General features: G+C 71.0%; 23 protein-coding genes and 1 pseudogene. 9 read left to right on the forward strand and 15 right to left on the reverse strand.

What is annotated here, in order from left to right; translation table 11 throughout:
- Positions 1 to 368: 368 nt before the first annotated feature.
- Together AC21LY_RS18680 and AC21LY_RS18685 are read right to left on the reverse strand one after the other, a co-directional pair.
- Positions 369 to 788 (reverse strand): hypothetical protein, encoded by a 420-nt coding sequence (locus tag AC21LY_RS18680; protein WP_489048062.1) that lies wholly within the window; start codon positions 786 to 788, stop codon positions 369 to 371.
- Between the two features lies 1 nt (position 789).
- A complete protein-coding gene (locus AC21LY_RS18685) occupies positions 790 to 3249 on the reverse strand; it encodes an HAD-IC family P-type ATPase (protein WP_489048063.1) in 2460 nt (819 codons plus the stop codon).
- A gap of 124 nt (positions 3250 to 3373) precedes the next feature.
- On the opposite strand from AC21LY_RS18685, the gene AC21LY_RS18690 reads away from it, so the two are divergent.
- Together AC21LY_RS18690 and AC21LY_RS18695 are read left to right on the forward strand one after the other, a co-directional pair.
- Complete coding sequence (locus AC21LY_RS18690; protein WP_489048064.1) at positions 3374 to 3841, forward strand: SRPBCC family protein; 468 nt, start codon at positions 3374 to 3376, stop codon at positions 3839 to 3841.
- Between the two features lie 135 nt (positions 3842 to 3976).
- The gene (locus AC21LY_RS18695; protein ID WP_489048065.1) at positions 3977 to 5500 is read left to right on the forward strand and encodes an acyl-CoA synthetase; all 1524 of its coding nucleotides are present in this window, start codon (positions 3977 to 3979) and stop codon (positions 5498 to 5500) included.
- Here the strand turns inward: AC21LY_RS18695 and AC21LY_RS18700 are convergent.
- Both AC21LY_RS18700 and AC21LY_RS18705 read right to left on the reverse strand, forming a co-directional pair.
- Complete coding sequence (locus AC21LY_RS18700; RefSeq protein WP_489048066.1) at positions 5497 to 8130, reverse strand: AAA family ATPase; 2634 nt, start codon at positions 8128 to 8130, stop codon at positions 5497 to 5499. The two genes, AC21LY_RS18695 and AC21LY_RS18700, sit on opposite strands and share 4 nt — an antisense overlap.
- Positions 8127 to 9263, reverse strand: coding sequence for a metallophosphoesterase family protein (locus AC21LY_RS18705; protein ID WP_489048067.1), 1137 nt, complete (start codon positions 9261 to 9263; stop codon positions 8127 to 8129). Before AC21LY_RS18705 ends, AC21LY_RS18700 begins: the two co-directional genes overlap by 4 nt.
- 34 nt (positions 9264 to 9297) lie before the next feature.
- Between AC21LY_RS18705 and AC21LY_RS18710 the strand changes: the two genes are divergently transcribed.
- Positions 9298 to 9432: a hypothetical protein gene (locus AC21LY_RS18710; RefSeq protein ID WP_489048068.1), complete on the forward strand. Its 135-nt coding sequence runs from the start codon at positions 9298 to 9300 to the stop codon at positions 9430 to 9432.
- Here the strand turns inward: AC21LY_RS18710 and AC21LY_RS18715 are convergent.
- The 5 genes and pseudogenes from AC21LY_RS18715 to AC21LY_RS18735 form a co-directional block, all read right to left on the reverse strand.
- Positions 9429 to 9740 carry a hypothetical protein gene (locus tag AC21LY_RS18715; RefSeq protein ID WP_489048069.1) on the reverse strand — a complete coding sequence of 104 codons (312 nt, stop codon included), beginning with the start codon at positions 9738 to 9740 and terminating at the stop codon, positions 9429 to 9431. The two genes, AC21LY_RS18710 and AC21LY_RS18715, sit on opposite strands and share 4 nt — an antisense overlap.
- Before the next feature lie 286 nt (positions 9741 to 10026).
- Positions 10027 to 10404 (reverse strand): annotated as a pseudogene (locus AC21LY_RS18720) (PGRS repeat-containing protein); the annotation flags it as partial.
- Between the two features lie 571 nt (positions 10405 to 10975).
- Positions 10976 to 11338, reverse strand: coding sequence for a DsrE family protein (locus AC21LY_RS18725; RefSeq protein WP_489048070.1), 363 nt, complete (start codon positions 11336 to 11338; stop codon positions 10976 to 10978).
- Between the two features lie 99 nt (positions 11339 to 11437).
- On the reverse strand, positions 11438 to 12568 hold the full coding sequence (locus tag AC21LY_RS18730) for an alpha/beta fold hydrolase (RefSeq protein WP_489048071.1): 1131 nt from the start codon (positions 12566 to 12568) through the stop codon (positions 11438 to 11440).
- Between the two features lie 43 nt (positions 12569 to 12611).
- On the reverse strand, positions 12612 to 13142 hold the full coding sequence (locus AC21LY_RS18735; protein WP_489048072.1) for a PaaI family thioesterase: 531 nt from the start codon (positions 13140 to 13142) through the stop codon (positions 12612 to 12614).
- A gap of 102 nt (positions 13143 to 13244) precedes the next feature.
- Here AC21LY_RS18735 and AC21LY_RS18740 point away from each other — a divergent pair, with 102 nt between their 5' ends.
- Complete coding sequence (locus tag AC21LY_RS18740; RefSeq protein WP_489048073.1) at positions 13245 to 13868, forward strand: TetR/AcrR family transcriptional regulator; 624 nt, start codon at positions 13245 to 13247, stop codon at positions 13866 to 13868.
- Between the two features lie 34 nt (positions 13869 to 13902).
- Here AC21LY_RS18740 and AC21LY_RS18745 read toward each other — a convergent pair whose 3' ends face one another.
- The 5 genes from AC21LY_RS18745 to AC21LY_RS18765 form a co-directional block, all read right to left on the reverse strand.
- Positions 13903 to 14223: a type II toxin-antitoxin system PemK/MazF family toxin gene (locus AC21LY_RS18745; RefSeq protein ID WP_489048074.1), complete on the reverse strand. Its 321-nt coding sequence runs from the start codon at positions 14221 to 14223 to the stop codon at positions 13903 to 13905.
- Positions 14217 to 14417, reverse strand: a complete 201-nt coding sequence (locus tag AC21LY_RS18750) for a hypothetical protein (RefSeq protein WP_489048075.1) — start codon at positions 14415 to 14417, stop codon at positions 14217 to 14219. Before AC21LY_RS18750 ends, AC21LY_RS18745 begins: the two co-directional genes overlap by 7 nt.
- Before the next feature lie 324 nt (positions 14418 to 14741).
- Complete coding sequence (locus AC21LY_RS18755; protein WP_489048076.1) at positions 14742 to 15527, reverse strand: hypothetical protein; 786 nt, start codon at positions 15525 to 15527, stop codon at positions 14742 to 14744.
- Positions 15528 to 18434, reverse strand: coding sequence for an SNF2-related protein (locus tag AC21LY_RS18760; protein ID WP_489048077.1), 2907 nt, complete (start codon positions 18432 to 18434; stop codon positions 15528 to 15530).
- Between the two features lie 9 nt (positions 18435 to 18443).
- Positions 18444 to 18926 carry an acyl-CoA thioesterase gene (locus AC21LY_RS18765; protein WP_489048078.1) on the reverse strand — a complete coding sequence of 161 codons (483 nt, stop codon included), beginning with the start codon at positions 18924 to 18926 and terminating at the stop codon, positions 18444 to 18446.
- A 61-nt stretch (positions 18927 to 18987) separates the two neighbouring features.
- On the opposite strand from AC21LY_RS18765, the gene AC21LY_RS18770 reads away from it, so the two are divergent.
- Positions 18988 to 19761 carry a hypothetical protein gene (locus AC21LY_RS18770; RefSeq protein WP_489048079.1) on the forward strand — a complete coding sequence of 258 codons (774 nt, stop codon included), beginning with the start codon at positions 18988 to 18990 and terminating at the stop codon, positions 19759 to 19761.
- A gap of 143 nt (positions 19762 to 19904) precedes the next feature.
- Entirely contained in the window at positions 19905 to 23651 is a 3747-nt protein-coding gene (locus AC21LY_RS18775; RefSeq protein ID WP_489048080.1) for a multifunctional oxoglutarate decarboxylase/oxoglutarate dehydrogenase thiamine pyrophosphate-binding subunit/dihydrolipoyllysine-residue succinyltransferase subunit, read from the forward strand.
- Positions 23652 to 23989: 338 nt separating this feature from the next.
- On the opposite strand, the gene AC21LY_RS18780 is transcribed toward AC21LY_RS18775, so the two are convergent.
- Positions 23990 to 24649, reverse strand: coding sequence for a TetR/AcrR family transcriptional regulator (locus tag AC21LY_RS18780; RefSeq protein ID WP_489048081.1), 660 nt, complete (start codon positions 24647 to 24649; stop codon positions 23990 to 23992).
- A gap of 120 nt (positions 24650 to 24769) precedes the next feature.
- Here AC21LY_RS18780 and AC21LY_RS18785 point away from each other — a divergent pair, with 120 nt between their 5' ends.
- From AC21LY_RS18785 to AC21LY_RS18795, 3 genes are all read left to right on the forward strand, one after another.
- Positions 24770 to 25600: an SDR family NAD(P)-dependent oxidoreductase gene (locus tag AC21LY_RS18785; protein ID WP_489048082.1), complete on the forward strand. Its 831-nt coding sequence runs from the start codon at positions 24770 to 24772 to the stop codon at positions 25598 to 25600.
- A gap of 174 nt (positions 25601 to 25774) precedes the next feature.
- Entirely contained in the window at positions 25775 to 26155 is a 381-nt protein-coding gene (locus tag AC21LY_RS18790) for a hypothetical protein (protein ID WP_489048083.1), read from the forward strand.
- A complete protein-coding gene (locus tag AC21LY_RS18795) occupies positions 26152 to 26763 on the forward strand; it encodes a DUF3558 domain-containing protein (RefSeq protein WP_489048084.1) in 612 nt (203 codons plus the stop codon). The genes AC21LY_RS18790 and AC21LY_RS18795 overlap by 4 nt, the downstream gene beginning before the upstream one ends.
- Positions 26764 to 26766 lie beyond the last annotated feature (3 nt).

Here is a 26766-nt window from a genome sequence, read left to right on the forward strand (position 1 = left end):
CGCAGCAAGGCGGCGAGCCGCATGTTCGAACGCATCAAGGGAAGCCAGATACTCCTCTGCAGTGCAGGTATTCACTGGATCCACCCCTTTCACCGCCTACCTCGATTCTACGCCATTGTTCGATGTACAACAACATGATCGAATCTTTATTCTCGCCATATAGAAGGGGGCGATCCGTGCCTCCTGGGCTGCCTCACTGCACTGCGTGACAGCGGGATCAGCGAGGAGTGGTGCGTCGGGGTGATCGACGCCGGCATCACCGGTGACCTGTTTCACGTCGTGTACCGCTGGCGGGACCACCCCATAAGGCTGGGATTCGCGATGGAGGCGACGATCTCACCGCCGTACGGCACGCTTCCGTCGTGAGCTCAGCTCTGCGCCGGGAACCAGTCGACCGTGGCGAGCCATCGCCCATTCCAGATACTGCTCAAGGCCAGGATCACCAGGGTTGCCGTCAAGAACCGCGCATTGCCGAGTCGGCCGTACGCCCATCGCGCGAGGAAGACGGTCGCCAGGGTGAGGATCACGGCCTCAATCCAGGCGACGACCGTCACTGTGCCCGCCGTTCCCACGTTCAAGAACCACAGAGCAGGAAGGAACAGGACGAAGCCGACGGCGAAGGCCACGATCGGGAGCACGGCCAGAGCGGTCGCGATGCTCGCCACCCACCCCGTCGCCTCGACGAGCCGACGCCGACCGCCGACCTTCGCCGCACCGACCGCGTAAACGATCCACAGCACCACCGCGACCGGGATGGCGAAGACCTGGACGTCGAAGATGTCCCACACGTCAGCGGCCGCTGCGCTCGAACCTCGCGAACACCGACGGCGCGAGGCGGCGGAACAGCTCCGCCAGCAGGATCGCGAGGGCGCCGAAGGCGAAGCCGATGCCCACCATCGCGGGGTCGCTGATGTCCAGGAAGAACTTCTCCTGCGCCATCGGGATCGAGAACAGCACCACGTAGAAGGCCACCGAGACCCCGACCAGCAACACCTTCCACCGGGTGTACGGCCGTGCCACGATCCCCAGCACCCACAGCGACCCGACGAGCAGGGTGATCAGCGCCGCCGTCGACGCCCGGATCTGCTCCGGGCTGAGCGTCGCCGCCTGCCCGCCGAGCGACGCGCCGGATCCGCCCGGATTCACCACGAGGTAGCACAGGAAGGTGGCCAGGCCCACTGCGATGCCCGACGGTGCCGCCAACCGCAGGACGCGCGCGACGAACCCGGTCTTGGCGCGTTCGTTGTTGGGAGCCAAGGACATCACGAAGGCGGGGACACCGATGGTGAACCAGGCGGCGATCGTCACGTGGATCGGCTGGAACGGGTAGGAGATCGGCGCGAAGCCGAAGATCTTGGCGCCCAGGCCGGCCAGGCCCACGAGCCACGCCAGCAGCACCGCGTACACGGTCTTGGTGAGGAACAGGTTCGCGACGCGCTCGATGTTGCCGATCACCCGCCGGCCCTCCCCGACCACGTACGGCAGGGTGGCGAACTTGTTGTCCAGCAGCACGATCTGCGCGACGGACCGCGCCGCGGAGCTGCCGGAGCCCATCGCCACACCGATGTCCGAGTCCTTCAGCGCGAGCACATCGTTCACGCCGTCGCCGGTCATCGCGACGGTGTCACCGCGGGACTGCAGCGCCTTGACCATCGCCCGCTTCTGGTCGGGCCGGACCCGCCCGAAGGTCACGTTGTCGGCGACCACCTCGGCCAGTTCGTCGTTGTCCGACGGCAGCTTCCGGGCGTCGACCGACGAATCCGGCGAGCCCAGTCCCAGGGAGTGCGCCACGGCGCCCACCGAGACCGCGTTGTCGCCGGAGATCACCTTCACGGCGACGCCCTGCGAGTCGAAGTAGTCGATCGTGCCCTGCGCATCGGGCCGCACGCGCTGCTCGAGCGCGATCAGCGCGCGCGGCACCAGGTTCCCGGGCGCGGCGAGCCCGTCGACCTCGGTGTCGACCGGCACGTCGGTCGACGCCACCAGCAGCACCCGCAGCCCCGTCGAGCCCAGCTCGGTCGCGCGCCGGGCACCGTCGGACTCGGGATCGAGGAGGACGTCGGCGGCGCCGAGGATCCAGTTGCCCTGCGGCGCACTTCCGTCCGCGAGGGACACCCCGGACCACTTCTTGGCCGAGCTGAACGGCGCGACCGCGGCCGCGCGCCAGGAGGGCGCGTCGGGATAGGCCTCGGCGATGGCCTGCACGCTCGCGTTGGGGCGCGGGTCGAGGGCGGCGACCGCGGCCAGGGCGCGCTCGATCTCGGCGCGGTCACCGTCGAGCACGTCGAGTTCGGACAGGCGCATGCCGTTCTCGGTGAGCGTGCCGGTCTTGTCGGCGCAGACGACGTTCACCCGCGCCAGGCCCTCGATCGCGGGCAGCTCCTGCACCAGGCACTTGCGCTTGCCGAGGCGCACGACACCGACGGCGAACGCGATCGAGGTCATGAGCACCAGGCCCTCGGGGACCATCGGGACGAGCGCCGCGACCATGCCCAGGATCGCCTGGTTCAGAGCCTGTTTCGAAATCACCAGCTGGTTGAACACGGTGAGGATGCCTGCGGGGATCAGCAGCCAGGTGATCACCTGCAGGATCCGGTTGATGCCGGAGCGCAGCTCGGAGTCGACGAGGGTGAACTTGCTCGCCTCGTCGGCGAGCTGGGCCGCATAGGCGTCGGCACCGACCTTCGTCGCCCGGTACGCGCCCGACCCCGAGACCACGAAGCTGCCGGAGAAGATCTGATCGCCCAGTTGCTTGTCGACGGGGTCGGCCTCGCCCGTGAGCAGCGACTCGTCCACCTCGAGCGCCTCGAACTCGATGGTCTCGCCGTCGACGACGATCTGGTCACCCGGGCCGATCTCGATCACGTCGTCGAGGACGACCTCCGACTGCGCGACCTCCGTCGCGGCACCGTCGCGCCGCACGACCGGGCGGGCCTGCCCCACGATCGCAAGCGAGTCCAGCGTCTTCTTCGCCCGCAGCTCCTGGACGATGCCGATGCCCGAGTTGAACACGATGAGAAGGCCGAACAGGCCGTTGATCAGGGAACCGGTGAACAGCACCAGCAGGAAGAGCACACCCAGCATCGCGTTGATCCGGGTGAAGACGTTGGCGCGGACGATGTCCCACGCGCTGCGCCCGGACCGGTCCGGCAAGACGTTGACCCGGCCGTCCCGGACCCGCTCCGCGACCTCCGCGGTGGTCAGGCCCGACGCGGGCAGGCCGGATGTCGTATCGGGTGCGGCAGTCATGCTCGCGAGTGTAATGACGCGAAGCGGCGCCGGACCGTGCAGTGACGGCCGTGACACGCCGTGCGTCCGACGCCCGTCCGCGCTTGCCGCGCCGCGGCCGCGCCTGCGCCGTACTCTTGCGCGCATGACCGCCTTCACCGTCGCCCGCTCCACCGAGATCGCGGCGTCCGCCGACACCGTCTACGGCCTCATCGCCGACTTCCACGAGTGGCGCCACTGGTCGCCGTGGGAGGGCCTCGATCCGCACCTGCACCGGGAGTACAGCGGGCCGTCGAGCGGACCGGGCGCGAGCTACGCGTGGAAGGGCAACCGCAAGGCCGGGGCCGGCCGGATGACGATCTCCGACGCGACCCCGGGCAGCTCGGTGGACGTGGACCTGGAATTCCTCAAGCCGATGGCCGCGCACAACCACGTGCGTTTCGACATCGCTCCGTCGGGCGACGGGGTGCGGGTCACCTGGACCATGACCGGCGAGACGACCGGCCTGTTCTCGCTGATCGGGAAGCTCATCCCGATGGACAGGCTGGCCGGGAAGGACTTCGAGAAGGGCCTCGCGGCGCTCAAGAGCCGTTCCGAGGGCGCGGGAGCCTGACGGTGCCGGGCCCGCGCCTCCTCGGGCACCGGCACCGTCGGACCTGAGAATCCGGCGAATCGTCCCCGCCGCCACCCCGCCACTGGTGAGGATGCACGCACACACCGCTCGCACCGCGCCCGCTAAGGAGTCACCATGCCCGCTCGCCCCGCCGTCGACCTCGGATCCTGGATCGCGCGCCGCGCGGCCGTCAGCGGCGATCGTCCCGCGATCACCTACGGCGACACCACCTGGAGCTACCGGGAGTTCGCGGACCGGGTCGACCGGCTGGCCGCAGAACTGGTGGCCGGGGGCGTGGGGACCGGGGACCGCGTGGGCTACGCCGGCTTCAACCACCCCGACTTCCTCACGACGCTGTTCGCCGCCTCCCGGGCGGGCGCCGTCTTCGTGCCGCTGAACTTCCGTCTGATCTCGGCGGAACTGGAGTACATCCTCACCGACGCGGGGGTGCACACCCTCGTCGCCGACGCCGATCGCGCCGCCGTGGTCGAGCCGGTGCGGGCCTCGTCGGGCCTGTCCCGCGCGATCGCGCTCGACGCGGTCGACGGCTGGGAGCGGCTCGACGACCTGCTGGCCGCCCGGGCCCCGATCGCGGAACCGCAGTCACCGGCGGAGGACGACCTCGCGCTCGTGATGTACACCTCGGGCACCACCGGGCGCCCCAAGGGCGCCATGCTCACGCACGGAAACCTGTTCTGGAACAACATGAACGCGCTGCTGAGCCTGGACACCGTCTCCACGGACATCAGCCTCGTCGCGGCGCCGCTCTTCCACATCGGCGGCCTCAACGTGACCACGCTGATCACGCTGCAGAAGGGCGGGCAACTGGTGATCCTGCCCGCCTTCGATCCGACCGCGGCACTGCAGCTGATCGAGAAGCACCGGGTGACCACGATGTTCGGCGTTCCGGCGATGTTCCTGTTCATGAGCCAGGTCCCGGCCTTCGAGACCGCCGACCTGTCCAGCGTCCGCCAGTTCACCTGCGGCGGCGCACCCGTTCCGGAGCCGCTCATCGCCCTGTACAACGGCCGGAACATCCCCTTCTGCCAGGGCTACGGCCTCACCGAGACCGCCCCGCTCGCGCTGGTGATGGACGTCTACGACACCGCCCGCAAGATCGGCGCCGCCGGCCACCGCCTCCTTCCGCTCTCCGAGGTCGCGTTGCTCGGGCCCGACGGTGCACCCGTCCCGGCCGGGGAGCGCGGCGAGGTCTGCGTGCGCGGGCCGCAGGTGACGCCCGGCTACTGGCAGAATCCGGCGGCGACCAGCGCCGCGATCGACTCCGACGGCTGGTTCCACACGGGTGACATCGGCGAGCAGGACGAGGACGGCTACGTGACCGTGGTCGACCGGGTCAAGGACATGGTGATCTCGGGCGGGGAGAACGTCTACCCGGCCGAGGTCGAGTCCGTGCTCTACCGGCACCCGTCGATCGCGGAGGTCGCGATCATCGGTACGCCCCACGAGAAGTGGGGCGAGGCCGTGACCGCGATCGTGGCGCTCAAGCCCGGGGCCACGCTGACGCTCGAGGAGGTCCGCGAGTTCGCGAAGGACTCCCTCGCGCCGTACAAGCTGCCGCTGGCGCTGCACGTCGTGGACGCGCTGCCCCGCAATCCCGCAGGCAAGGTGCTCAAGTTCAAGCTCCGCGAGCAGGTCTAGCCGAGGGCGACCTCGGTGACGCCGTCGCGGCCGCGGAGGGCGTCGAAGCGGCCGGGGACGCAGCTGAAGACGATCACCTGGGCGGTGCGGCCGGCCTCGACCAGGGCGTCGGCCATCGCGTCGAGGCGGGTGGGGTCGCTGTGGCCGAGGGCGTCGTCGAAGATGACGGGGGCGCCGTCGGCACCGTCGACCAGGCGGGCGCAGGCGAGCCTGCTGAGCACGCCCAGCTGCTCCTGCGCACCGCCGGAGAGGGACTCGAAGAGCACCGTAACCCCGTCGACGGTGCGGGAGGCGATCGTCAGGTCGTCACCGACGGTGATGGTGAGCGGATCGCCGAAGACGGTGCGGCCCAGCTCCTCCAGCGCGCGCTGATACGGCGCCTGCACCCGGGCACGGCGGGCGTCCCGGTGCGCGGTGAGCGTTTCGTGCAGGAGCGCCGCCGCGCGGGCCCGTTCCTCCACCGAGACGAGCGCCCGCTCGGCGTGCACGTGCTCGGCCTCCGCAGCGTCCAGCCGGTCACGGCGACCGTCGGCCTGGAACAACTGCAGTTGCCCCGCCAGGCCCGCGAGGTCCTCCCGCGCCGCGGCCTCCGCGGCGCGCGCACGCTCCGCCTGGACGCGGGCCGCGGCGAACCGGGCGGCGAAGCCCGCCACGTCCGCCTCGCGAGCGGCACGCTCGACCTCCGCGAGCTCGGCTGCAGCCTTCTCGCGCGCCGCGGCGGCGGCGTCGGCGGCCGCGTTCAGCGCGTCGTCCTCGGACTCCGCGCGAGCACGCTCCAGCTCCGTCGCGAGCTCGGAGGCACGGTTGTCGAAGTGCTGCAACCGGTCTGCCGCGACCTGGGCCTCCGTGCTCGCCCGGTGCAGTTCCTGGTGCTTGCTCCTCAGCTGCTCGCGGGTGCGCTTCTCCTCCCCGCGGGAGAAGACCTCCGCCGCCGTGGCCTCCATCAGGTTGGCTTTCGCCCGCTCCGGATCGACCGCGAGCAGTTCCGGATCGACAGCGGCCTCGAGCGCGAGGATCCGCTCCGCGGACTCCTCCGCCAGCTCCTGCAACTCCGCGAGGGTGTGCTCGCCCAGCGCGTGCGCCAGCGCGATCCGCGCCTCCTGCATCTCGATCTCGATCGCCTCGCGCTGCTCGTGCAGTTCGCGTGCCTCCGCCACGTCCGCCGCGCCGGCGTCCCGGCAGGCGCTGAGCAGAGCGGTGTGCGCGGCCCTCACCTCCGCGGCCGCATCGGCGCTCTCGCCGCGCTGCATCACCTCGATGCGCACCGCGCCCGGCACCTCGATGACCATGCCGTTGCCGGCGACGACCTCCACCGGCTCCTCACCGATGTTGCTGCCGTCCACGAGCACATCGGAGAAGCCGAGCCGCTCGAGCTTGAGCGTGGCGGCAAGCGCGGAGAAGCGCGCCTGCGCCTTCTCGTACCGTTGCTCGGCGACCGCGATGGTCTGCAGGGCGCGGCGGTCGATCGGATTCGCGGCCAACCGGTTCCGCGCGTCCTCCACATCCTTGCCGAGGATCTGCGCCTGTTCGATCCGCCGCACCAGCCGCTGATGCCCCATCGACTCGCGGGCGTAGTCGACGGCGTACTGGGCCTGCGACTTCCGCTCCCGCCGGTCGGCGGCGACCGCGGACAGTTCGTGCACCGTGGTCTCCAGCCAGGACGCCTCGGCGGCGAGGACCTCACGGTCGGCGAGGGCCCGGTCCCGCTGCACGCGGACCTGTGCCGTGCGCTCGGCGGCGAGCGCCTGCTGTTCGACGAGACGACGACGGCGATTGGCCGCCTCCCCCGCGTGCTGCTCACGCAATGTAGCGGATTCGAGCGCCGCGCGGGACTGGGCGAGCCGCGCCTGCAGAGCGGAGATCCGCTCCTGGTCCGCACCGAGGGTGTCGAACGCCGCGACCGCCGCGCACCGTCGTTCCACCAGGGTGGCCAGACGGGCAGAGGCGAGGGCGTGCTGGTCGGTCACCTGGTCGACCTCACGCAGCGCCGCCTCCGCCGCCTCGAGTGCTGCGCGGGCCGCGGCCTCGCGGGCGCGCGCGGCGGCGAGCTCGTTCGTAGGACGGCCCGTGGGCGTGAAGTACCGGGCCCGCTCGGCGGCGACGGCCTCGGCGAGACGCTCCGCGCCGGGCTCGTCCTCCCCTGCGCCGCCCGACGCCGCATCGAGGGCCTTCGCGAAGGCGGCGCTGTCGCGCAGCGAGGGCTGCCCCGGTCCGGGACCCTGCAACACCGTGAGCGCGGCCAACAGGTCACCGTCGACGTGGGTGCGCATCTGCTCGGCCACCCACGACTCGGCGCTGCCGCCGGTGAGCTGCAGCGGCGTGGGTTCGAGCACCGTCAGGACGGTCCCGGGCCGGCGGTGGTACTGCTTGGCGTAGACGAAGCGGTACGGCCCGACGGTGAGCTCGGCCTCCACCGAAGGGCCGGCGTCCCGGTGGGCGGGGCAGACGGCCTCGACCCGCTGCGACTTCGAGGTGGCCTTGACCTCCAGCAGGAGCTGGAGCGCCTCGACCATCGACGACTTGCCTGCCTCATTCGGGCCGTGCAGCAGGGTGACCCCCGTATCGGCGAAGGCCAGCTCCCGCGCTTCGACGCCACGGAAGTCCTTGACCGCCAAACGGTGCAGCCTCATGCCCCCACCTCCTGGCGGGTGAGGCGGTAGAGCAGCGCGAGCGCACCGGAGGCGTCGGCCGCCCGCTCCCCGCCGCTGCGCGCGAGGCCCAGCAGCTCCTCCGCGGCATCGGCCGCCGGGCCGGTCAGCTCCAGCGAGGCGAGCTCGTCCTCCCCCGGCAGCACCGCGAGATCCGTCTTGCGCTCCCACAGCTCGACGGCGGCGAACCGCGCGCGCAGCGCCTCGATCTCCGCGTCCAGGCGGGCCTTCGCCCCGAGCCCGACGGTGCCGGTGAACCCCACCTTGACCACCGTGCGGTCCTTGTCCGGGAGGGCGGAGAGCGCGCCGACCGCGGCGTCGACATCCCGCTCGGCGGTGAGCGGGAACTCGCGGGAGGCGAACCGCCAGGTGCCGACCCGCACGGGCGTCACGCGGGCCGAGCCCTGGTCGGGTACGTCGACGACGAGGACGGAGCCGGAGCCCGTCTCCTTGTGGTCGAAGTTGGTGACCTCGGGGGCGCCCGAGTACCAGATGCCCGGTGCGACCTCGGTGACCGAGTGCCTGTCCCCGAGGGCGACGTACCGCAACTCCCCCGCGGCGATCCGCGCCGAGAGCGCGGCGACGTCGATCAGGCGTTGGTCCTGCGCACCGACCGGCAGGGTGCCGCCGTGCCCGACGGCGATCCGGATCACGGCCTCGCCGGGCGGCGCGGCCGCGGCAACCGCCTCCGTGAGCGGATCCCCCGTGGGGTGCTTCGAGAACCACGGCGCGGCCAGCAGCTCCACCCCCGGGCGCACCTCGTGCACGCCCGGCGTATCGAGCACCACCACATTGGGCGGGCGGTGCCGCACGAAGACCTCGGAGCTGTAGATCGAGGCCGCGTCGAGCGGGTCGTGGTTGCCGGGCACCAGGTACACGGGGCGATCGATCGCGGCGATCCGGTCCAGGCTCCGAGCGACCACTGCGGGTGCCAGCCGGTTGTCCTCGAAGACGTCTCCGCAGACGACGACGAACTCCGCCTCCTGCTCCGCTGCGACGGCGCCGAGCCGGGAGATCGCGTCCAGCCGGGCATCGGTGAACCGGGCCTGTGCATCGGCGTCGAGGAAGTGCCGCGTCATCCCCAGCTGCCAGTCCGCCGTGTGCAGGAACCGCATCTCTCACCCCCTTAGGACTCGTGCCCCCAGGGTAGTGACCCCCACCGACAAGTTCTGCGTCACGCGCCGGGGCGAGGCCGCCGCGGGTGCGTCACACGTCGTGAATCCGCAGGTCCCGCCGATCTGCGGCCTGCTGGATATGCGCTCGATCGACCTGTTGCCCGACTAGCGGCTCGGCGGGGGCGACGATCGATGGTCGCGGACCGTGGGCGGCGCGGTGGGGGTCGGCAGTGGCGTCGAGGTGCGCGGCCGCGGGGCCGCCGTCTGCCCGCGGTGGTCACGGACGACGGACGGCACCGGTGTCGCGGTCGGACGGGGCGAATGCGTCCTGGTCGCCGCGGCCTCCGCCACCCGGTCGTGCGGGCCGCCGCTCTGCGCCGACGAATCCGCTATCCACGCACCGGCGATGACGAACCCGCCGGCGAATCCGGCGACGACCGCGGCGATCCGCACCGTCGCCCGCTTATTGATCGACACGGCGTTCTCCCTTCTACGGCGCCGCATTGATGCCGCTGCTGCCGGGAGCACCGTCGGCGCCGTCGGTGCCGCCGCCGCTGGTACCTACGCCCACGCCGCCCGTTCCACCGGCACCTCCGACGCCGCCGGGCCCGCCGTCGCCACCGTTCCCGCCGTCGCCGCCGTGCCCGGACGTGGTCGACCCTCCGTAGCCGCCGTTACCGCCACTACCCCCGTTGCCGCGCACGCCGCCGTCGCCACCATCGCCTCCCCGGCCGCCGTGGGCTTGGCCGGACGCGTTCGCCTGGCCGCCGCTGCCACCCGAGCCGCCCGCTCCCGAGATCCCGCCGCCGCGGCCACCCGCGCCACCGTCACCGCCACGGGCATCGCCCTGGCTCGTGGCCCTCCCGCCATCGCCACCGTTGCCGCCCGCTCCCGAGAGCCAGCCGCCACGCCCGCCCGCTCCTCCGTTTCCGGCCTGGACCGCGTTGGTCGTGCCGTCGGCGTCACGACCGCGACCGCCCGCGCCGCCGTTGCCGAAGAGACCCGCGTCGCCGCCGGCAGCACCGTCGTCGCCGGGTGCGGCCCCGCCACCGCCGGCGCCACCATCGCCGAACAGGAGCCCGCCGCGCCCGCCCTTCTGACCCGCGCCACCGTCGGCGCCGTTGCCGATCAGCAGACCGCCGTCCTGGCCGGGTTCGACACCGTCGCCGATGAGGAGCCCGCCCGGCCCGAACAGCGGGCGCACTCCCGCCGCCGCGCTGGGGAAGGGCCCGTGGCCGCCCGCAAGGACCGGTGCCGCGCTCGACGTCATGAACAGCATCGGCGCAGCCGTCGGCAGCGCCTGCGGGGCGCCCGCCACCTCTCGCACCACGATCTCGGGCGCCTCGACGGGAACGGCACGCCACTGCGCCTCGGGCACGATCGGCCGCTGCGCTCCCGTGCCCGCCGTCCCCGCACGATGCCGTCCCGGTGCCTGGACCAGCCCGGTCGGCCGGGGATGAACGACCGGTGTCGACGTCACCCGGTACCGGGACGATCGGGCGACCGCCGAGGCCGCCGGTACCGAATACGCCGGGGCCGCCGCCCGGAGCGCCATCGGGGCACCGTCGCCCAGGCCTACCGTGCCCGCCACGACGGGCGTGCCCGCGGACACCGGTCCGGCTCCTGCCAGTACTCCCACGACGGTGCCCGCGCCGGCGAGGGCCGCGCGTCCACGCGTCCTCCTACGATTGCTGCTCATCCGTGTGCTCCCGTCAGTAACTGAAGGTCGTCGCGCCGTCGCCGATCCACTCCCACATCGGCACCGTGCCGCCGAGGCGCGCACCGTCGATGAGCGGCGCACCGTCGAGGCCCTTGGCCGCGACGCAGATGGGACAGACCAGGAACTCCCCACCCGCGCGCCGATACCGCTCGACGAGGTCGGGAATCGGCGGGCAGCCGTCGCACGCGACGCCGATCGCGGTGCCCTCCGTGGCCAGCCGCACGGCCTCCTTCGTCAGGAACATGAGCGTGCGCCGGCCCGTTTCCGCGGCACCCACCGCGACCAACAGCGCGACGGTGACCTTCTCGGCGTCCTCGAGGCCCGTGGCCAACGAGACGACTGCCTTGTTCTCCATACGATTTCCTTCCACGATCGGATCACTCCATGGTCGGGAAGGAGGCGGGTCCGGCGCATCGGCGCCGCTGCGTATTCCGCGTGCGCCGTGCGGATTCGGCTACGCGCCGGTACGCAGACGCAGGACGCGCGGCCCGTCGGAGAGCATCCGGGCGACGGCCGCGGTACGCGCCGACCGGCCCGCGACACCGAGCTTGGCGTAGGCGTTCTGCAGGTGCCGTTCGACGGTACGAACGCTCAGGAACAGCTCCGCGGCGATCTCGCCGTTCTCCAGGCCCCGCGCCGCAAGGCCGAGCACCTCGCGCTCCCGCTCGCTGAGCACCCCGAGTACATCGTCGGGGCTGGATCCGCCCCGCGCACCCTCGATGCGCCCGCCCGACGGGGCGCCGTCCTCCCTGAGGAAGGCGTCCAGCTCCGCCATGACGACGGGGCGCGACGGATCGTCGGGCAGCATGATGTGGTTGTCGCCCTCGAGCGGGACCAGGCGGCCGTGCGGCAAGGCCGAGGCGAGCTCGACCGCTTCGTCGAAGGGCATCATCCGGTCGCCGCGGGCGTGAACCACCAGGGCGGGCACGAGGATCCGCTCGAGCAGTGGCCGGGCGTCGTCGCCGCGGCGGCCCGCCCGGGAGGCGACCAGCGTGTCGGCGTCGACGGCGACGCGCTGCAGCTCGTCCAGCCAGCGGGCCTGCTCCTCGGTGGCGCCGGGGATCATCAGCGACGTGAAGACGCGGCGGAACACGGAGTCCTTACGCGCCCACCCGACACGGATCATGTCGTCGAAGACGCGCTGGTCGTCGGTCTCGGGCAGGCCCAGTGCGGAGCTGCCGAAGAAGGCCACGCGAGACACCCGGTCCGGGTGCCGAGCCGTGTACTCCACGGCGGCCGGCCCGCCCTGGGCGAGCGCGAGCAGCGCGAACGAGTCCAGGCCCGCGTGCGTGACGACGGCCTCGAGATCCGCCACCCGCGCCTGCAACGAGAAGTCCGTCGCAGCGCGATCGGAGAGGCCGAACCCACGGCTGTCGAACCGGATCACCGTGGCGATCCGGCCGAGGTCCTCCAGGAAGTGCCGCCACACCGGGCTGTCCCAGTCGTGCTGGAGGTTGCTGAGCCAGCAGGTGCAGATCACCAGCGCCGGACCGGAGCCGTGCACGGCGTACGCGATCCGCGTCCCGTCGGACGAGACGCAGAACCGGACCTCCTGTCGCACCGCGCCCTCCCGCCGTTCGCTCATCCATCAGTTTCGCAGGTCGCCGCGTGCCCCACGCCGGATCCGGCTACTTCCCGGGCCCCTCATGCGCGACGATGAGGCAGGTCGAGGTGGCGTGCGCGTACCGCTTCCCGTCAGCGTCGACGAGCTCGGCCTCCGCCATCGCGGTCCGACGACCGAGGTGCAGGACCGTACCGGTGGCACGGAGCGGCCCGGTCTCGACCCGCACCGCGCGGAGCATGTTCACCTTCAGCTCCAGCGTCGTGTAGCCGCTCCCCAGCGGCAGGAGCGAATGGACGGCGCAGCCCATCACCGAATCGAGCACCGTCGAGATGACGCCGCCGTGCACCGAGCCGATCAGGTTGTACTGCGATTCGTGCGGCTCGAGGGTCATCACCACCCGGCCGTCGCCGATCTCGCCGAACCCGATGCCGATCAGCTCGCAGATCGGCGGGACGGGAAGCTCACCGCAACGGATCGCTTCCAGGAACTCCCGGCCGCCGGTCCGGAGGCCCGCCTCCGCAAGCCGGCGCGGATCCGCCGAACGATCCTGCTCCGGGGCCCGCCGACCATTCAGTTCAGTGACTCCGCCGGTCATCGCCCACTCCCTCCCCGATCGCCGCTCGGCGCCGGACACTAAAGATACAGACCTGTCTTGCTGTTTAACCGAACATAGAGACAGGTCTGTACCGTGTCAAGCATGACGATCGACCCTGGTACGACCTCGCGTTCCGCCGTGCCGCGCCGCGGCGCGCCGCGCAAGGGGGAACCGACCGCGCGCGAGCGGATCCTGTCCGTGGCGAACCAGCTCTTCTACCAGCGGGGGATCCGCGCGATCGGCGTGGACACGATCATCGCGGAATCGGGCGTGGCCAAGGCGACCTTCTATCGGACGTTCGAGAGCAAGGACGCGCTGATCGAGGCCTACCTCGCCGAACGGGACCGCCTGATCTGGCGCTGGTGGGACGGGACCGTGAACGAGCACGCGGACGATCCCGCCGCCGCGCTCGACGCGCTGCTCACCGGGATGGCCCGGCAGATCCGGCACACCGACTTCCGCGGCTGCCCGTTCTTGAACACCGCCACCGAGTTCCCGGATCCCGCGCACCCCGGCCACCGCTCGGCGCAGGCCAACAAGGACGAACTGCGGCGCCGGCTGACCGACCTCTGCACCCGCGCCGGCACCGACGACCCCGGCACCACCGCAGTGCAGCTCTTCCTGCTGATCAACGGGGCGTTCACGTCGGGGACGATGACCGGCGACGCAGACCTGGCTCGGAGCCTCGTCGACGCCGCGCACCGGCTGATCGGACGCGGAAGCTAGCGGGTATCACCCTCGCACCACCGTGAAACCGATGTCACAGACCGAGGTAACGGACCAGGGCGTTCTCGATCTCAGCCATTTCGTCTCCGTCGAGGTAGCCGACGGGATCCCCGTGGATGTAGGCAGTATCGACGGTACGGATCTGGTCGACCAGAAACCGCGTCCTCACCCCCATGAGTTCCCGTTCGGGGCGGAAGACGGCCGGCCGCGCAGCCGTCGATGTCGGCACGACCGTCGCCACGGTCCACGCCATCGATCCCGGGCTCACCACCACGGCGTACCGGCGCCCACGCTGCTCGTGACCTCGTTTCGCGTCCCCGAAGTCGACCCTGTAGACCGCCCCGCGAATCACCAAGCATCCGGCTCGTCGGAGAGATCCTCATCCGCGATTCTCTCGGCGTCCGCGCGCGCCTGCGCGATCCAGACCTCGCGTTCCAGCAGCCGCAGCGCGCGGCGGATGACGTCGCTCTTGCGCTCGCCCTCACGCATCGCCGCCCGGATGATCTGTTCGTCGTCCTCGGTGGGCCGGAAACCGATGGTCGCGGTCATGTAGCCAACAGTACCCGCGATGTTGAACAAATGTCGAACAACTGCGAACACTCCGACCCGGCGCTGCCGCTCGGGACGATCACGCACGGGTCCTAACAGTTGGTCGTGCAATCACTCTCGTCGGCGTACCACCCTTTCTTCACCCTTGATATCGCGCTACTGACGGACCTGCTCATTGCTCCTCCTCGATTCCGGACGTCGAGCCGAACTCGGACGCATCGATCGTGACAGTCGAACGGGGCAGGTCACATCCGCGCCGACGCGTAGTTCCGGGGCGCCGAGCGGTCCGCCGTACGCGTTCTCGCGTAGCGGTACCGCAGCGACTCAGCCCTGCGGGGAACGCAGGCGGTCGTACAGCTCCGCCAGCTCGTCCTGTGCCTCGGCCACGTCGGCGGCTTTGGTGCCGGTGCGGCGCAACGCCATGCGCAGGAGCGCGGGGTCGAGCAGGGTCATCGGGTCGATCGGCGACGGCTCCGGCAGCGGCGGCAGCTCGTGCCCCTCGCCGTAGAAGGCCGCGGCGCCCGCGTCCCAGCTCTCGCCCTCCCCGGCCTCGCCGGCACCGTCGACCCCGGGGCCCGACGGTGCCGCCCCCTCCCGTTCCGACGTCACCCGCGCGAGCAGGCCCGCGAGGGGCACGCCGGCGAAGTCGAGCACGAGCGAGGGATCGGCATCGGCCGCGGCGCAGAACTCGTAGGTCACGGCCAGCGCGTGCACGCACGCACCGGAGTCGTCGGGACAGGCGCAGTCGACGCTCACGTCCGACGCGGTCTCGGGCAGGACCAGCTCGCCGAGTGCGCGGCCCAGCTCGCCGCGGGTGACGCCGAGCAGCTCCGCCGACGCGCCCTGCCCGATCAGCAGCGAGACCACGGCTGCCGGGTCGGCGGGCACGCGCGAGAGCACCACGCCGAACGGATCGAGCTGGCTGCCCTGCACCGTCGCCGTGACGGAGGCCGGCACGACGGCCAGCGCGTACACCTGGTGCTCCTGATACAGACGGCGCGCGTACTGCACCTTGCGCCGCTCCGTGACGTCCTCGCGCTGCTGGATCAGCCGACGGGTGAACCACGTGCCGCCCATCGTCCGCGAGGTGTCCCTGGTCTTCCGCGCCACTCACACCACCGCCTCGTCGCGCAGGGCCACCAACTCGTACAGCTCGTCGTTGTTCAACTCGGTGAGCCACGCCTCGCCCGTCTGCACCGTCATCGCGGACAACTCCCGCTTGGCGGCGATCACCCCGTCGATCCGCTCCTCGAGGGTGCCAGCGCAGACGAACTTGCGCACCTGGACGGCGCGGGTCTGGCCGATGCGGAAGGCGCGGTCGGTGGCCTGGTTCTCGACCGCCGGATTCCACCAGCGGTCCACGTGGATCACGTGGTTGGCGGCCGTCAGGTTCAGGCCCGTGCCGCCCGACTGCACCGTCGCGACGAGAGCCGGCGGCCCGTCGCCGGACTGGAACCGCGCGACCATCGCGTCCCGCTCGGGGCGGGGCACGGCACCGTCGAGCACGGGGACCTCCGCGCCGAGCAGGCCGGTGAGCCAGGGCTGCAGCATCCGCGCGAACTCGGCGTACTGGGTGAAGACGAGGGCCCGCTCCCCCTCGGCCGCGACGGTCTCCAGGACGTCCGCGAGCAGCTCGAGCTTGCCCGAGCGGTGCTGCCCGCGGCGCAGCAGCTGCGAGCCGTCGCCGAGGTAGTGCGCCGGATGGTTGCAGATCTGCTTGAGCCTCGTCAGGGAGGCGAGCACCAGGCCCCGTCGGCCCATGCCCTGCGACTCGCGCAGCTCCTGGACCAGCCGGTTCAGCACGGCCTGGTACAGCCCCGCCTGCTCCGGCGTGAGCGAGGCCCGCACGGTGAACTCCGCCTTCTCGGGCAGCTCCGGGGCGATCGCCGGGTCGGTCTTCTCGCGCCGCAGGATGAACGGCGAGGTCAGGGTGGTCAGCCGGCGGACGGCCGCCTTGTCCTGCTCCCGCTCGATGGGCAGCGCGAAGCGGTTGCGGAAAGTCCGGGCCGAGCCGAGCAGGCCCGGATTGACCAGGTCGATCACGGCTCGGAGGTCCTCGAGGCGGTTCTCCACCGGGGTTCCGGTGAGCGCCACCCGGTGCGCGGCCGGGATCGACCGGACCGCCTTCGCCGCGGCGGTGTTGACGTTCTTGATGTGCTGCGCCTCATCGACCACGACGCGGCCCCAGTGGTGCCCGGCGAGCAGCTCGCGATCCCGCGCGGCCAGGGCGAAGGTGGTGACGATGATGTCGGAGCCCCGCGCGATCCGGCCGAACTCGTCGCCCGTGGGCCGGTCGGTGCCGTGATGCACGTGCACCCGCAGGCCGGGAGCGAAGCGCTGCGCCTCCGCCACCCAGTTCCCGACGACGGACATGGGGCAGACCAGCAGCGTCGGTCGTACCGGCTCGTCCGCCTCGCGCTCGAGGCAGAGCAGCGCGAGCACCTGGATCGTCTTGCCCAGCCCCATGTCGTCGGCGAGGACGGCCCCGATGCCGCTCCGCGACAGCGTGACCAGCCACTGCAGCCCGCGGAGCTGGTAGTCGCGCAGCTGCGCCTTCAGCGTCGACGGGGCCCCCACCTCCGCCGGGGCGATCGTGCCGCCGCGGTAGACGGAATCGAGCCAGCCGAGCCCGTCGACGGCGGCGAGCGGGGCCGGCAGCCCGGCGGGATCGGCGATCATGCCGAGCAGGTCGCTCAGGTCGGTCCCGGACTCCGCGGCGGAACGCTGCTCAGCGACGAATCGCGCCGCCTGCGCCAGCGTCCGGCGGTCCGCGCGCACCCACCGGCCGCGCACCTCCACCAGCCCCGACGCGGAGTTCGCGAGCGTCGCCAGCTCGCTCGCGGTCAGCACGGTGTCGCCGACGGCGAGTTGCCAGGCGAAGTCCTTGATCTCGGCGAGGCCGGCCTGCACCGTGAGCGCCGTCCGGCCCGGCTGCTCGCGGCCGACGAGCCGCAGCGCGGGCCGCACCGTCGCGATCGACGCGGGCAGCAGGACCTCGTACCCGGCCTTCGTCAGCCCCGGCGCGCCCTCCAGGAAGAGGGACTCCGCCTCCTCGGTCGTGAGCAGGAAGTCCAGCGATGTCTCGTCCTGCGCGACCCGCTTGAGCGGTGGATACACGGCCAGCGCGCGGGCCAGCTCGCCCGCCAGGTCGTCCAGGTCGACGGGGCTCATCCGCCCCGGATCGGCGCGCACGGGGGCGGCGCCGGGGACGCGCCGACAGACCTCGAGCCGCCAGCGGGCCTCCCTCCGCGCGACGCCCTCGGCGCCGGGAACGGGCCGCATCGGGTACGGGCGCAGTGGATCCTCGCCGGGGCTGCGGCCGTCGGGCTCGATCAGGCGGAGCACCAAGAGGGTCTCCGCGGAGCGGACGCTGCCCGCCCACTCGGTCCACGCGGCGGCGGCCCCCGCGTCGGCGACGGCCCGCGGCGGGAGGGGCTCACCGTCGACCAGCGCGCGCAACGCCGGAGCGGCGACCCAGGTCCACGGCCCGGCACCGAGGCGCCGGCGCGCGTACCGGTCGGCGAGCTCGGCCGCCATATCGAGGATCGCCGCGAGATCGCCGGTGCGGCGCAGCACCGGCGGCATCGCGGCGGCCGCGGACTGCACCCACGTGCGCCACTGCACCGATTCCACCGGCGCCCAGCGCACGGTCCAGTCACCGTCGTCGTGGCGCAGTGCCGGGCTCACGGCTCCGGCCGCCGCGAAACGCTCGACCGACCGCGCGACCCACCGGAGGAACCGCAGGTCACCGGCACCGTCGGACGGGTCGAGGGCGTCGAGCAGGGCCGCGGCGCGCTCCGGCCCCAGGGTCAGTGCGGGCGCGACGAGCCGGCCGTGCGGTCCCGCGAGCGAGACCGAGCGACGGGGACGGCGATCGCCCAGGACCTCCGCGATCGGCACGGGCAGGCCCGCGACGTCCGGTTCGGCGGTGGGCTCACCGACCTCGTCGGTGAACCACAGCGCAAGACCGAGACCGGGACGCCACAGGCCGTGCGCCGTCGGTTGGGGTCGGGGCATGCGGTGAAGCTACTGCGCGGGACTGACAAGTCGCTCCAGCGCGGCACGAACCCCGTCGGGCACGGGCGCGGGGCGACGGGTCTCACGGTCGACGAAGACGTGCACGAACCAGCCCTCCGCGGCCGCGGCACCGTCGGATCCGAACAGGGTGACGGCGTACCGGACGCTGGACCGGCCGAGCTTCGTGACGGCGAGCCCCGCGGTGACGGGCTCCGGGAAGGCCAGCGGGGCGTCGTAGCGGCAGTGAGATTCCACACACAGGCCGATGGTCTCGCCGCTGTGGATGTCCAGGCCGCCCTCGCGGATGAGGAAGGTGTTGATCACCGTGTCGAAGAAGCTGTAGTAGACGACGTTGTTGACGTGCCCGTATACGTCGTTGTCCTTCCAGCGCGTGGGGATGACCAAGGTGTACGGCTGCTCGTCGATGTTCGGCACAGTGGCCGACGGTACGCCGCCCGCACCGGCCGCCGTGCCCGGGTGGGAACTTTCCATCGGCCTGCGGAGGTTAGATGGGGTGAGAGGTTGCATCGGTCCGCATTCCACGGAGGTCACCATGGCGAACAAGCCCGCCCGCATCCAGTCCGAACAGCCCGACCTGCCCGCCGTCCAGCACGACGGTGGCGGCGCGCTGGGCGCCGTCATCGACCGCGCGGCCCGGCTGCAGGCGCCGGCCGTGGCGAAGTACGTCTCGAGCCTGCGCGCCGACCATCCCGACGAGTCGCCGGCGCAGATCATCGCGAGGCTCGAGAAGCGCTACCTGCTGACGGTGACCGGCACCGGCGGCGCCGCAGGCGCCACCGCAGCGGTTCCGGGTGTGGGCACCATCGCCGCGATCGGTGCCGTCGGCGCCGAGACCGTGGTCTTCATGGAGGCGTCGGCGCTGTACGCGCTCGCGGTGGCCGAGGTGTACGGCATCTCCCCGGAGGACCGGGAGCTGCGGAAGGCGCTCGTCCTGACCGCCGTGCTCGGCGACGCCGGCCTCGGTGCGCTGCGCGCGGCCTTCGGCGCGAAGAACGCCTCGCTGCTCAGCCTGAAGAAGAACCCGGGCCAGATCCCCGGGCTGGGCGGCCTGAACAAGCAGCTCATGAAGATGTTCTCGCGGCGCTTCCTGATCAAGAAGGCTCCGCTGCTCCTGGGCAAGCTGCTGCCGGCCGGCATCGGTGCCGTCGTCGGCGCGGGCGGCAACCGGGCGCTGGGCCGCAGCGTGGTGAACAACACCCGCGAGGCCTTCGGCCCCGTTCCGGCGAAATGGCCGTCCGCCCATCTGCGGGTGGTCGAGGGATCGGTGCCCGACGGCGCCGTCCCCGGCCTCCCGGGCACGGACTGACTGTGATCACAAGCGCGTAACCGGAGTAACCCGACACACATTTTCCGTGGTGGACTACCCTGGACCGCGCGGACTTGCGCCGTCTGCGATCCAGTGCGGCGCGCGCCCAAGACGACGATGATGAATCGAGGCGAGGACCTGCCGTGAGCAGTAGTTCTGTATCGGATTTCGGCCAAAACGAGTGGCTGGTCGAGGAGATGTACGAGCGGTTCAAGGCCGACCCCGCGTCGGTCGATCCGAGCTGGCACGAATTCCTCTCGAACTACACTCCCGGGGCCGCCCAGGGTGGCGACGCGGCGGGCAACGGCTCCGCACCCGCCGCCGCGAAGCCCGCGGCCCAGCCGGCCGCGAAGACCGCCGCCCCGGCCGCAGCGCCCGCGGCGACCCCGGCAGCGAAGGCTCCCAAGACCGCGGAGACCACGCTGACGCCGGCGCCGTCGACACCGGTGACCCCGGCACCGTCGTCGCCCGCCAAGCCCGCCCCCGCGCCCAAGGCTCCCGCCGCCGCCGCGTTCCCCGCCGAGGAGGAGCGCACCGTGCTCCGCGGCGCCGCGAACGCCGTCGTCAAGAACATGAACGCCAGCCGCGAGGTGCCGACCGCCACGTCGGTGCGCTCGATGCCGGTCAAGGTCATGTTCGACAACCGCGTCGTGATCAACAACCACCTCGCGCGCACCCGTGGCGGCAAGATCAGCTTCACCCACATCCTGGGCTACGCCCTGGTGCAGGGCGTCAAGGCCTTCCCGAACATGAACCGGCACTTCGCCGAGATCGACGGCAAGCCGAACGCGGTCACCCCGCCGCACGTCAACCTGGGCATCGCGATCGACCTGGTCGGCAAGAACGGCAGCCGCAGCCTCGTCGTCGCGGGCGTCAAGGAAGCCGAGACGATGGACTTCGGCCAGTTCGTGGCCGCCTACGAGGACATCGTGCGCCGCGCCCGCCAGGGCAAGCTGGGCGCCGAGGACTTCGCGGGCGTCACCATCTCGCTGACCAACCCCGGCGGCATCGGCACCGTGCACTCGGTGCCCCGCCTCATGGTCGGCCAGGGCGCGATCATCGGCGTCGGCGCGATGGAGTACCCCGCCGAGTTCCAGGGCGCCAGCGACGAGAAGATCGCCGAGCTGGCCGTCGGCAAGCTCACCACCCTGACCTCGACCTACGACCACCGGATCATCCAGGGTGCCGAGTCGGGCGACTTCCTGCGGTACGTCCACGAGCTCACGCTGAGCGACGACTTCTGGGACGACATCTTCCGCACGATGCACGTGCCCTACGAGCCGATCCGCTGGCGCCAGGACATCCCGGCCCACGGCATCGACAAGGACGCGCGCGTCCTCGAGCTGATCGCGGCGTACCGGGCCCGCGGCCACCTGATGGCCGATGTCGACCCGCTCCGCTACAACAACGAGAGCCTCGAGTCCCACCCGGACCTGAACGTTCTCACCTACGAGCTCACCCTGTGGGACCTGGATCGCACGTTCAACGTCGGCGGTTTCCACGGCGCGGAGCGGCTCAAGCTGCGCAAGGTGCTCTCCGTCCTGCGCGACGCCTACTGCCGGCACGTGGGCATCGAGTACACGCACATCCTCGAGCCGGAGCAGCAGAAGTGGCTGCAGGAGCGCGTGGAGACGAAGGACACCAAGCCCACCGTCGCCGAGCAGAAGTACATCCTCAGCAAGCTCAACGCCGCCGAGGCCTTCGAGACCTTCCTGCAGACCAAGTACGTCGGCCAGAAGCGCTTCTCGTTGGAGGGCGCCGAGTCGGTCATCCCGATGATGGACGCCGTCCTCGACCAGGCCGCCGAGCACGCCCTCGACGAGGTCGTCATCGGCATGCCGCACCGCGGTCGCCTCAACGTGCTGGCGAACATCGTCGGCAAGCCGTACAGCAAGATCTTCACCGAGTTCGAGGGCAACCTGAACCCGGCGCAGGCGCACGGCTCGGGTGACGTGAAGTACCACCTCGGCGCCGAGGGCAAGTACTACCAGATGTTCGGCGAGAACGAGATCAAGGTCTCGCTGGTCGCGAACCCCTCGCACCTCGAGGCCGTGGATCCCGTGCTCGAGGGCATCGTGCACGCCAAGCAGGATCTGCTGGAGCCGGAGGAGGGCGTGCACCCCGTCATGCCGCTCATGCTGCACGGCGACGCGGCCTTCGCGGGCCAGGGCGTGGTGGCGGAGACGCTGAACATGGCGAACCTGCCCGGCTTCTCCAACGGCGGCACGGTGCACATCGTGGTCAACAACCAGGTCGGTTTCACCACCTCGCCGGAGCACTCGCGCAGCTCGCAGTACTGCACCGACGTCGCGAAGATGATCGGCGCGCCGATCTTCCACGTCAACGGCGACGATCCCGAGGCCTGCGTGTGGGTGGCGAAGCTCGCCGTCGACTTCCGCGAGCGCTTCAACAAGGACGTCGTGATCGACCTCGTCTGCTACCGCCGCCGCGGTCACAACGAGGGCGACGACCCGTCGATGACCCAGCCCGGCATGTACGACGTGATCGACACCAAGCGCGGCGTCCGCAAGTCGTACACCGAGGCCCTGATCGGTCGTGGTGACATCTCGACCAAGGAGGCCGAGGACGCTCTGCGCGATTACCAGGGACAGCTGGAGCGGGTCTTCAACGAGGTCAAGGAGCTCGAGAAGTTCCAGGCCGAGCCGGCCCCGTCGATCATCGCCGACCAGCCGCTCAGCTCGCTGAAGACGGCGGTCCCCCTGGAGCGCCTGCAGCGCATCGGCGACGCGTACGCGAACGTCCCCGAGGGCTTCACCGTGCACCCGCGCGTGGCTCCCGTGGTCAAGCGTCGGTTCGAGATGTCCCGCGAGGGCGGCGTCGACTGGGCGTTCGGCGAGCTGCTCGCCTTCGGCACGCTGCTCGAGGACGGCCGTAACGTGCGCCTGGCCGGCCAGGACAGCCGCCGCGGGACGTTCACGCAGCGCCACGCGGTGCTGATCGACCGGCAGTCCGGCGCGGAGTACACCCCGCTCGACCACCTGGGGCCCGACGGCACCGCCTCGCCCGGCAAGTTCATGGTCTACGACTCGGCACTCACCGAGTACGCGGGCCTGGGCTTCGAATACGGCTACTCCGTCGGCGACCCGCGCTCGCTGGTGTGCTGGGAGGCGCAGTTCGGCGACTTCGTCAACGGCGCGCAGTCGATCATCGACGAGTTCATCAGCTCGGGCGAGGCCAAGTGGGGCCAGAAGTCCGATGTGACGCTGCTGCTCCCGCACGGCCACGAGGGTCAGGGCCCGGACCACACGTCGGGCCGCATCGAGCGCTTCCTGCAGCTGTGCGCCGAGGGCTCGATGACGGTGGCGATGCCGTCCACGCCGGCGTCGTACTTCCACCTGCTGCGCCGGCACGCGATGGACTCGATCACCCGCCCGCTGGTGGTCTTCACCCCGAAGTCGATGCTCCGCAACAAGGCCGCCGTCAGCCCGCTGTCGGAGTTCACCGACGGGAAGTTCCTCTCGGTGCTCGACGATCCGGCCTTCGAGAAGGAGAACGGCGACCGCGCCAAGGTCACCAACCTGCTGCTGGTCTCCGGCAAGCTCTACTACGAGCTGGAGGCCCGCCGGGCGAAGGACAAGCGCGACGACGTGGCGATCATCCGCATGGAGCAGCTCTACCCGCTGCCCTCGCGGCGCCTGCCCGCCACCCTGGACAAGTACCCCAACGCCACCGATATCCGGTGGGTCCAGGAGGAGCCGGCGAACCAGGGCGCGTGGCCGTTCTTCGGCCTGGAGCTGCCGGAGCTCGACGAGCGCCTGCGCGGCGTCAAGCGCGTCTCGCGGCGCGCCATGTCGGCCCCGTGCTCGGGTTCGTCGAAGGTCCACGCGGTCGAGCAGGCCCAGATCATCGACGAGGCCTTCGGCCACTGACGGACACCAGACAGGGCCGGCTCTCCCCACGGGGAGGGCCGGCCCTCTGCGTTCGGCGGCGTACCGACGTCGGCGGGCGCCTTCCCGCGCACGTCACGCGACTGTGCGCACGCGCGCCGTCCGCACCGTCGCTCCGTATGCGCACCTCCGCGCACGCGGCGCGAGGGCGATCGAACGAGGGCCGGGTGCAGGCGACGCCGTCGAGCGCATCGGAGCGAACGAGCCGCTAGGCGAGCGAGCGAAGCCTTAAGCGAGCGGCGTCGCCTTCACCCGGCCCGGCCCACCACCCGGCGCCCTCACGGCCGCGGCCCCACCACGCGGCCCGGCCGGCCGCACTGTCAGGCGATGCCCGACGTGAGATCCAGCCCCACCGCGCCCGCCATTCCGACGAACATCGTCGCGAGATGGTCGACGACCTCGTCGCGCGTCATCTCCGCGAAGCCCGCGTTCTCGTCGAGCCACTGCACGAGCGTCTCCTCCACGACGGCGATCCAGCCGTGCACGGTCAGGACGAAGCGCGGCGAGCGGTCGATGCCGATGTTGTCGGCGTGACTGAGGAACTGATTGACGATCTGCTCGCGCACGGACTTCACCGCGGTGCGGATCCGGGGCTCGGACCAACTGACGCCCGCCAGCATGGGCAGCAGAGACTGCCGGTTCTCCATGATGTGATCGACGTAGGTGCCCAGCGTGGCGCTGAGGATCGGCATCACGTCGGTGATGTCCTCGGGGTCCCGCTCGGGTGTGGCGACCTCCCCGACGATCCGGGCCTGCTCCTCGACGAGCGCGACCTGGAAGTCGAGCTTCGAGTCGAAGTAGTGGAACAACAGACCGGCGGAGACTCCCGCCTGGCTGGCGATGTCCTCGATGGACACCTGCTCGAGCGCCTGGTGCTTGAGGCTGAGCAGGCCCAGGTCGATGAACTGCTGGCGCCGGGCCTGGGGGCTGAGCCGAGTGCGCTTGCGCCCCACCGCTGCGGCGACGGACTTTCTGGTCACCTACTGAATCATACTCAATAGGTCGTTGACAGACCTCGCATACCAACCTTACCCTCGAGTAAGTACGTCGGACGGTGCCGAACCGGCCGTCCGGCATGACCAGTGAGGAATTGACAGAGCATGAAGAGTTTCCGCGGCAAGGTCGCCGTCATCACCGGCGCCGCCTCCGGCATGGGCCGCGAGCTGGCACTGCAACTCGCCGACGAGGGCGCCAAGCTCTCCCTGTGCGACTACGACCCCGCCGGCCTCGAGCAGACCGCCGAGCTCGCCCGGGCGCGCGGCGCCGAGGTGCACACCAAGGTCGTCAACGTCGGCGAGCGGGAGCAGCTGCTGGCCTACGCCGACGAGGTCGTGGAGCACTACGGCACCGTCAACCTGCTCTTCAACAACGCCGGGATCGCCCACCACGAGCCCATCGAGACCATGCCCTTCAAGGACTTCGACCGGGTCATGGACGTCGACTTCTGGGGCGTCGTGAACGGCACCAAGGCCTTCCTGCCTGCGCTGATCGCCTCGGGTGACGCGCACATCGTGAACACCAGCTCGCTGTTCGGCCTGCTGTCGGTGGGCGGCCAGAGCGCCTACAACGCCGCCAAGTTCGGCGTGCGCGGCTTCACCGAGGCCCTGCGCATCGAGATGCTCTCCAGCGACCACAACGTCGGCGTGACCTGCGTGCATCCGGGCGGCATCAAGACCGCCATCGCCCGCAACGCCACCGGCGCCGAGAACGTCGACGCCGCCCACACCGCGGCCCTGTTCGACAAGTACCTCGCTCGCACCGAGGCCGACGATGCCGCGCGCACCATCCTCGAGGGGGTCAAGAAGAACCGCGGACGGGTGCTCGTGGGCACCGACGCCAAGATCATCGACGTCCTGGTGCGTCTCGGCGGCTCCGCCTACCAGCGAGTGAACGCCCTGGTCGATCAGCAGCTCAACAAGCGCCTCAAGTAGCGATCTCCCCCGATCTCCCCGGAGAGGGCGGCACCTGATCACAGGTGCCGCCCTCTCCGTCGTTTTCTCCACGCCCGTGTGCGGGCCGCGAGGTTGCGAGGCAGCGGGAACCGATCGTCCCGCTGGTGCGTCCAATTCATAGGGGGACCCCGCACCTCGACGAAGGAGCTGCGCATGTCGGACGGAACACTCGCGAAGATCATCGACGAGGCCGAGGAGGGCATCAAAGACCGGCCGAACATGGTCTCCGACGGCAATGTGCAGGAGGAACTCGCCCGGGCCCTCGAGCGGCACGCGGACCGGGTCACGGAGTCGGCGAACATGTTGCAATACGTGGGATTGCAGAACCATCTCGGCCCGACCGTGGAAGGCGATGCCGCCACCTTCAATATCCGGCTCGGCGTCGTGGAGCACGAACGATCCATCTACAACACCTACATGGCGCAAGCCGCCGAGGCCCGCACCATGGCGGTCGCCATTCGCGAGATCGGCCGGGAGATCCTGCGCACCGAGGGCGCCAGCGAGGAGCAAATCAATCGCGTGATCCGCGCATGACGCGGATCGGCGCTTTCTCCGTCGCCCTGATGCTCGGGGTGAGCGCGGCCGGGGTCGGTGGCTGCGCCACCGAGATCCCCGGCGAACCTACCTCGGCGCTGAAGGCGCCGCGGACGTCGCCGAAGCCCCTGCCCTTCACCCCGACCATCAAGAACCGCACGAACGAGCGGACCGACGGCACCACCTTCGAGCCGTGCAGTGCCTACACGAGCGACGAACTCCGCGCTCTAGGCATCGACCCCGTGACGATTCGCGATGCCGCCGAAACGGACGGAGCGAATTTCCGCGGCTGCAGCTGGAAATCGACCGGCTTCAACCGAGCCACCGGCAAAGGTATCCACTACTCGCAGCTGGTCGGTAACAAGCTCTCCCTCCACGAGTACAAACGCAAGATGAGCATGCTCCCCTGGCAGCCCGACCGCACCGTCCACGGCCGCCCCCTCGCGGTCGCCGTCGAGAACGACTACTGCGTGACCGTCTTCGCCTCGGAGTTCGCCGTCGTCAGCACCACGGCCGCCCAACCCGTCGACCCGTCGCCCGGCCGGACGGTGGAATGCGAGAAGGCGGTCGCGTTCGCCTCCCTCGCCATCACCAAAGCCCCGGAATGAGGT

It is taken from the genome of Tsukamurella sp. II2bb (assembly GCF_057815145.1).

Coding starts and splice junctions, on each gene's coding strand:
- AC21LY_RS18695 (WP_489048065.1), top strand. CDS start 3,977: ATGCCCGCTCGCCCCGCCGTCGACCTCGGATCCTGGATCGCGCGCCGC.
- AC21LY_RS18765 (WP_489048078.1), bottom strand. CDS start 18,926: ATGGAAAGTTCCCACCCGGGCACGGCGGCCGGTGCGGGCGGCGTACCG.
- AC21LY_RS18730 (WP_489048071.1), bottom strand. CDS start 12,568: ATGAGCGAACGGCGGGAGGGCGCGGTGCGACAGGAGGTCCGGTTCTGC.
- AC21LY_RS18685 (WP_489048063.1), bottom strand. CDS start 3,249: ATGACTGCCGCACCCGATACGACATCCGGCCTGCCCGCGTCGGGCCTG.
- AC21LY_RS18760 (WP_489048077.1), bottom strand. CDS start 18,434: ATGCCCCGACCCCAACCGACGGCGCACGGCCTGTGGCGTCCCGGTCTC.
- AC21LY_RS18700 (WP_489048066.1), bottom strand. CDS start 8,130: ATGAGGCTGCACCGTTTGGCGGTCAAGGACTTCCGTGGCGTCGAAGCG.
- AC21LY_RS18790 (WP_489048083.1), top strand. CDS start 25,775: ATGTCGGACGGAACACTCGCGAAGATCATCGACGAGGCCGAGGAGGGC.
- AC21LY_RS18750 (WP_489048075.1), bottom strand. CDS start 14,417: ATGACCGCGACCATCGGTTTCCGGCCCACCGAGGACGACGAACAGATC.
- AC21LY_RS18740 (WP_489048073.1), top strand. CDS start 13,245: ATGACGATCGACCCTGGTACGACCTCGCGTTCCGCCGTGCCGCGCCGC.
- AC21LY_RS18795 (WP_489048084.1), top strand. CDS start 26,152: ATGACGCGGATCGGCGCTTTCTCCGTCGCCCTGATGCTCGGGGTGAGC.
- AC21LY_RS18690 (WP_489048064.1), top strand. CDS start 3,374: ATGACCGCCTTCACCGTCGCCCGCTCCACCGAGATCGCGGCGTCCGCC.
- AC21LY_RS18785 (WP_489048082.1), top strand. CDS start 24,770: ATGAAGAGTTTCCGCGGCAAGGTCGCCGTCATCACCGGCGCCGCCTCC.
- AC21LY_RS18705 (WP_489048067.1), bottom strand. CDS start 9,263: ATGCGGTTCCTGCACACGGCGGACTGGCAGCTGGGGATGACGCGGCAC.
- AC21LY_RS18725 (WP_489048070.1), bottom strand. CDS start 11,338: ATGGAGAACAAGGCAGTCGTCTCGTTGGCCACGGGCCTCGAGGACGCC.
- AC21LY_RS18770 (WP_489048079.1), top strand. CDS start 18,988: ATGGCGAACAAGCCCGCCCGCATCCAGTCCGAACAGCCCGACCTGCCC.
- AC21LY_RS18735 (WP_489048072.1), bottom strand. CDS start 13,142: ATGACCGGCGGAGTCACTGAACTGAATGGTCGGCGGGCCCCGGAGCAG.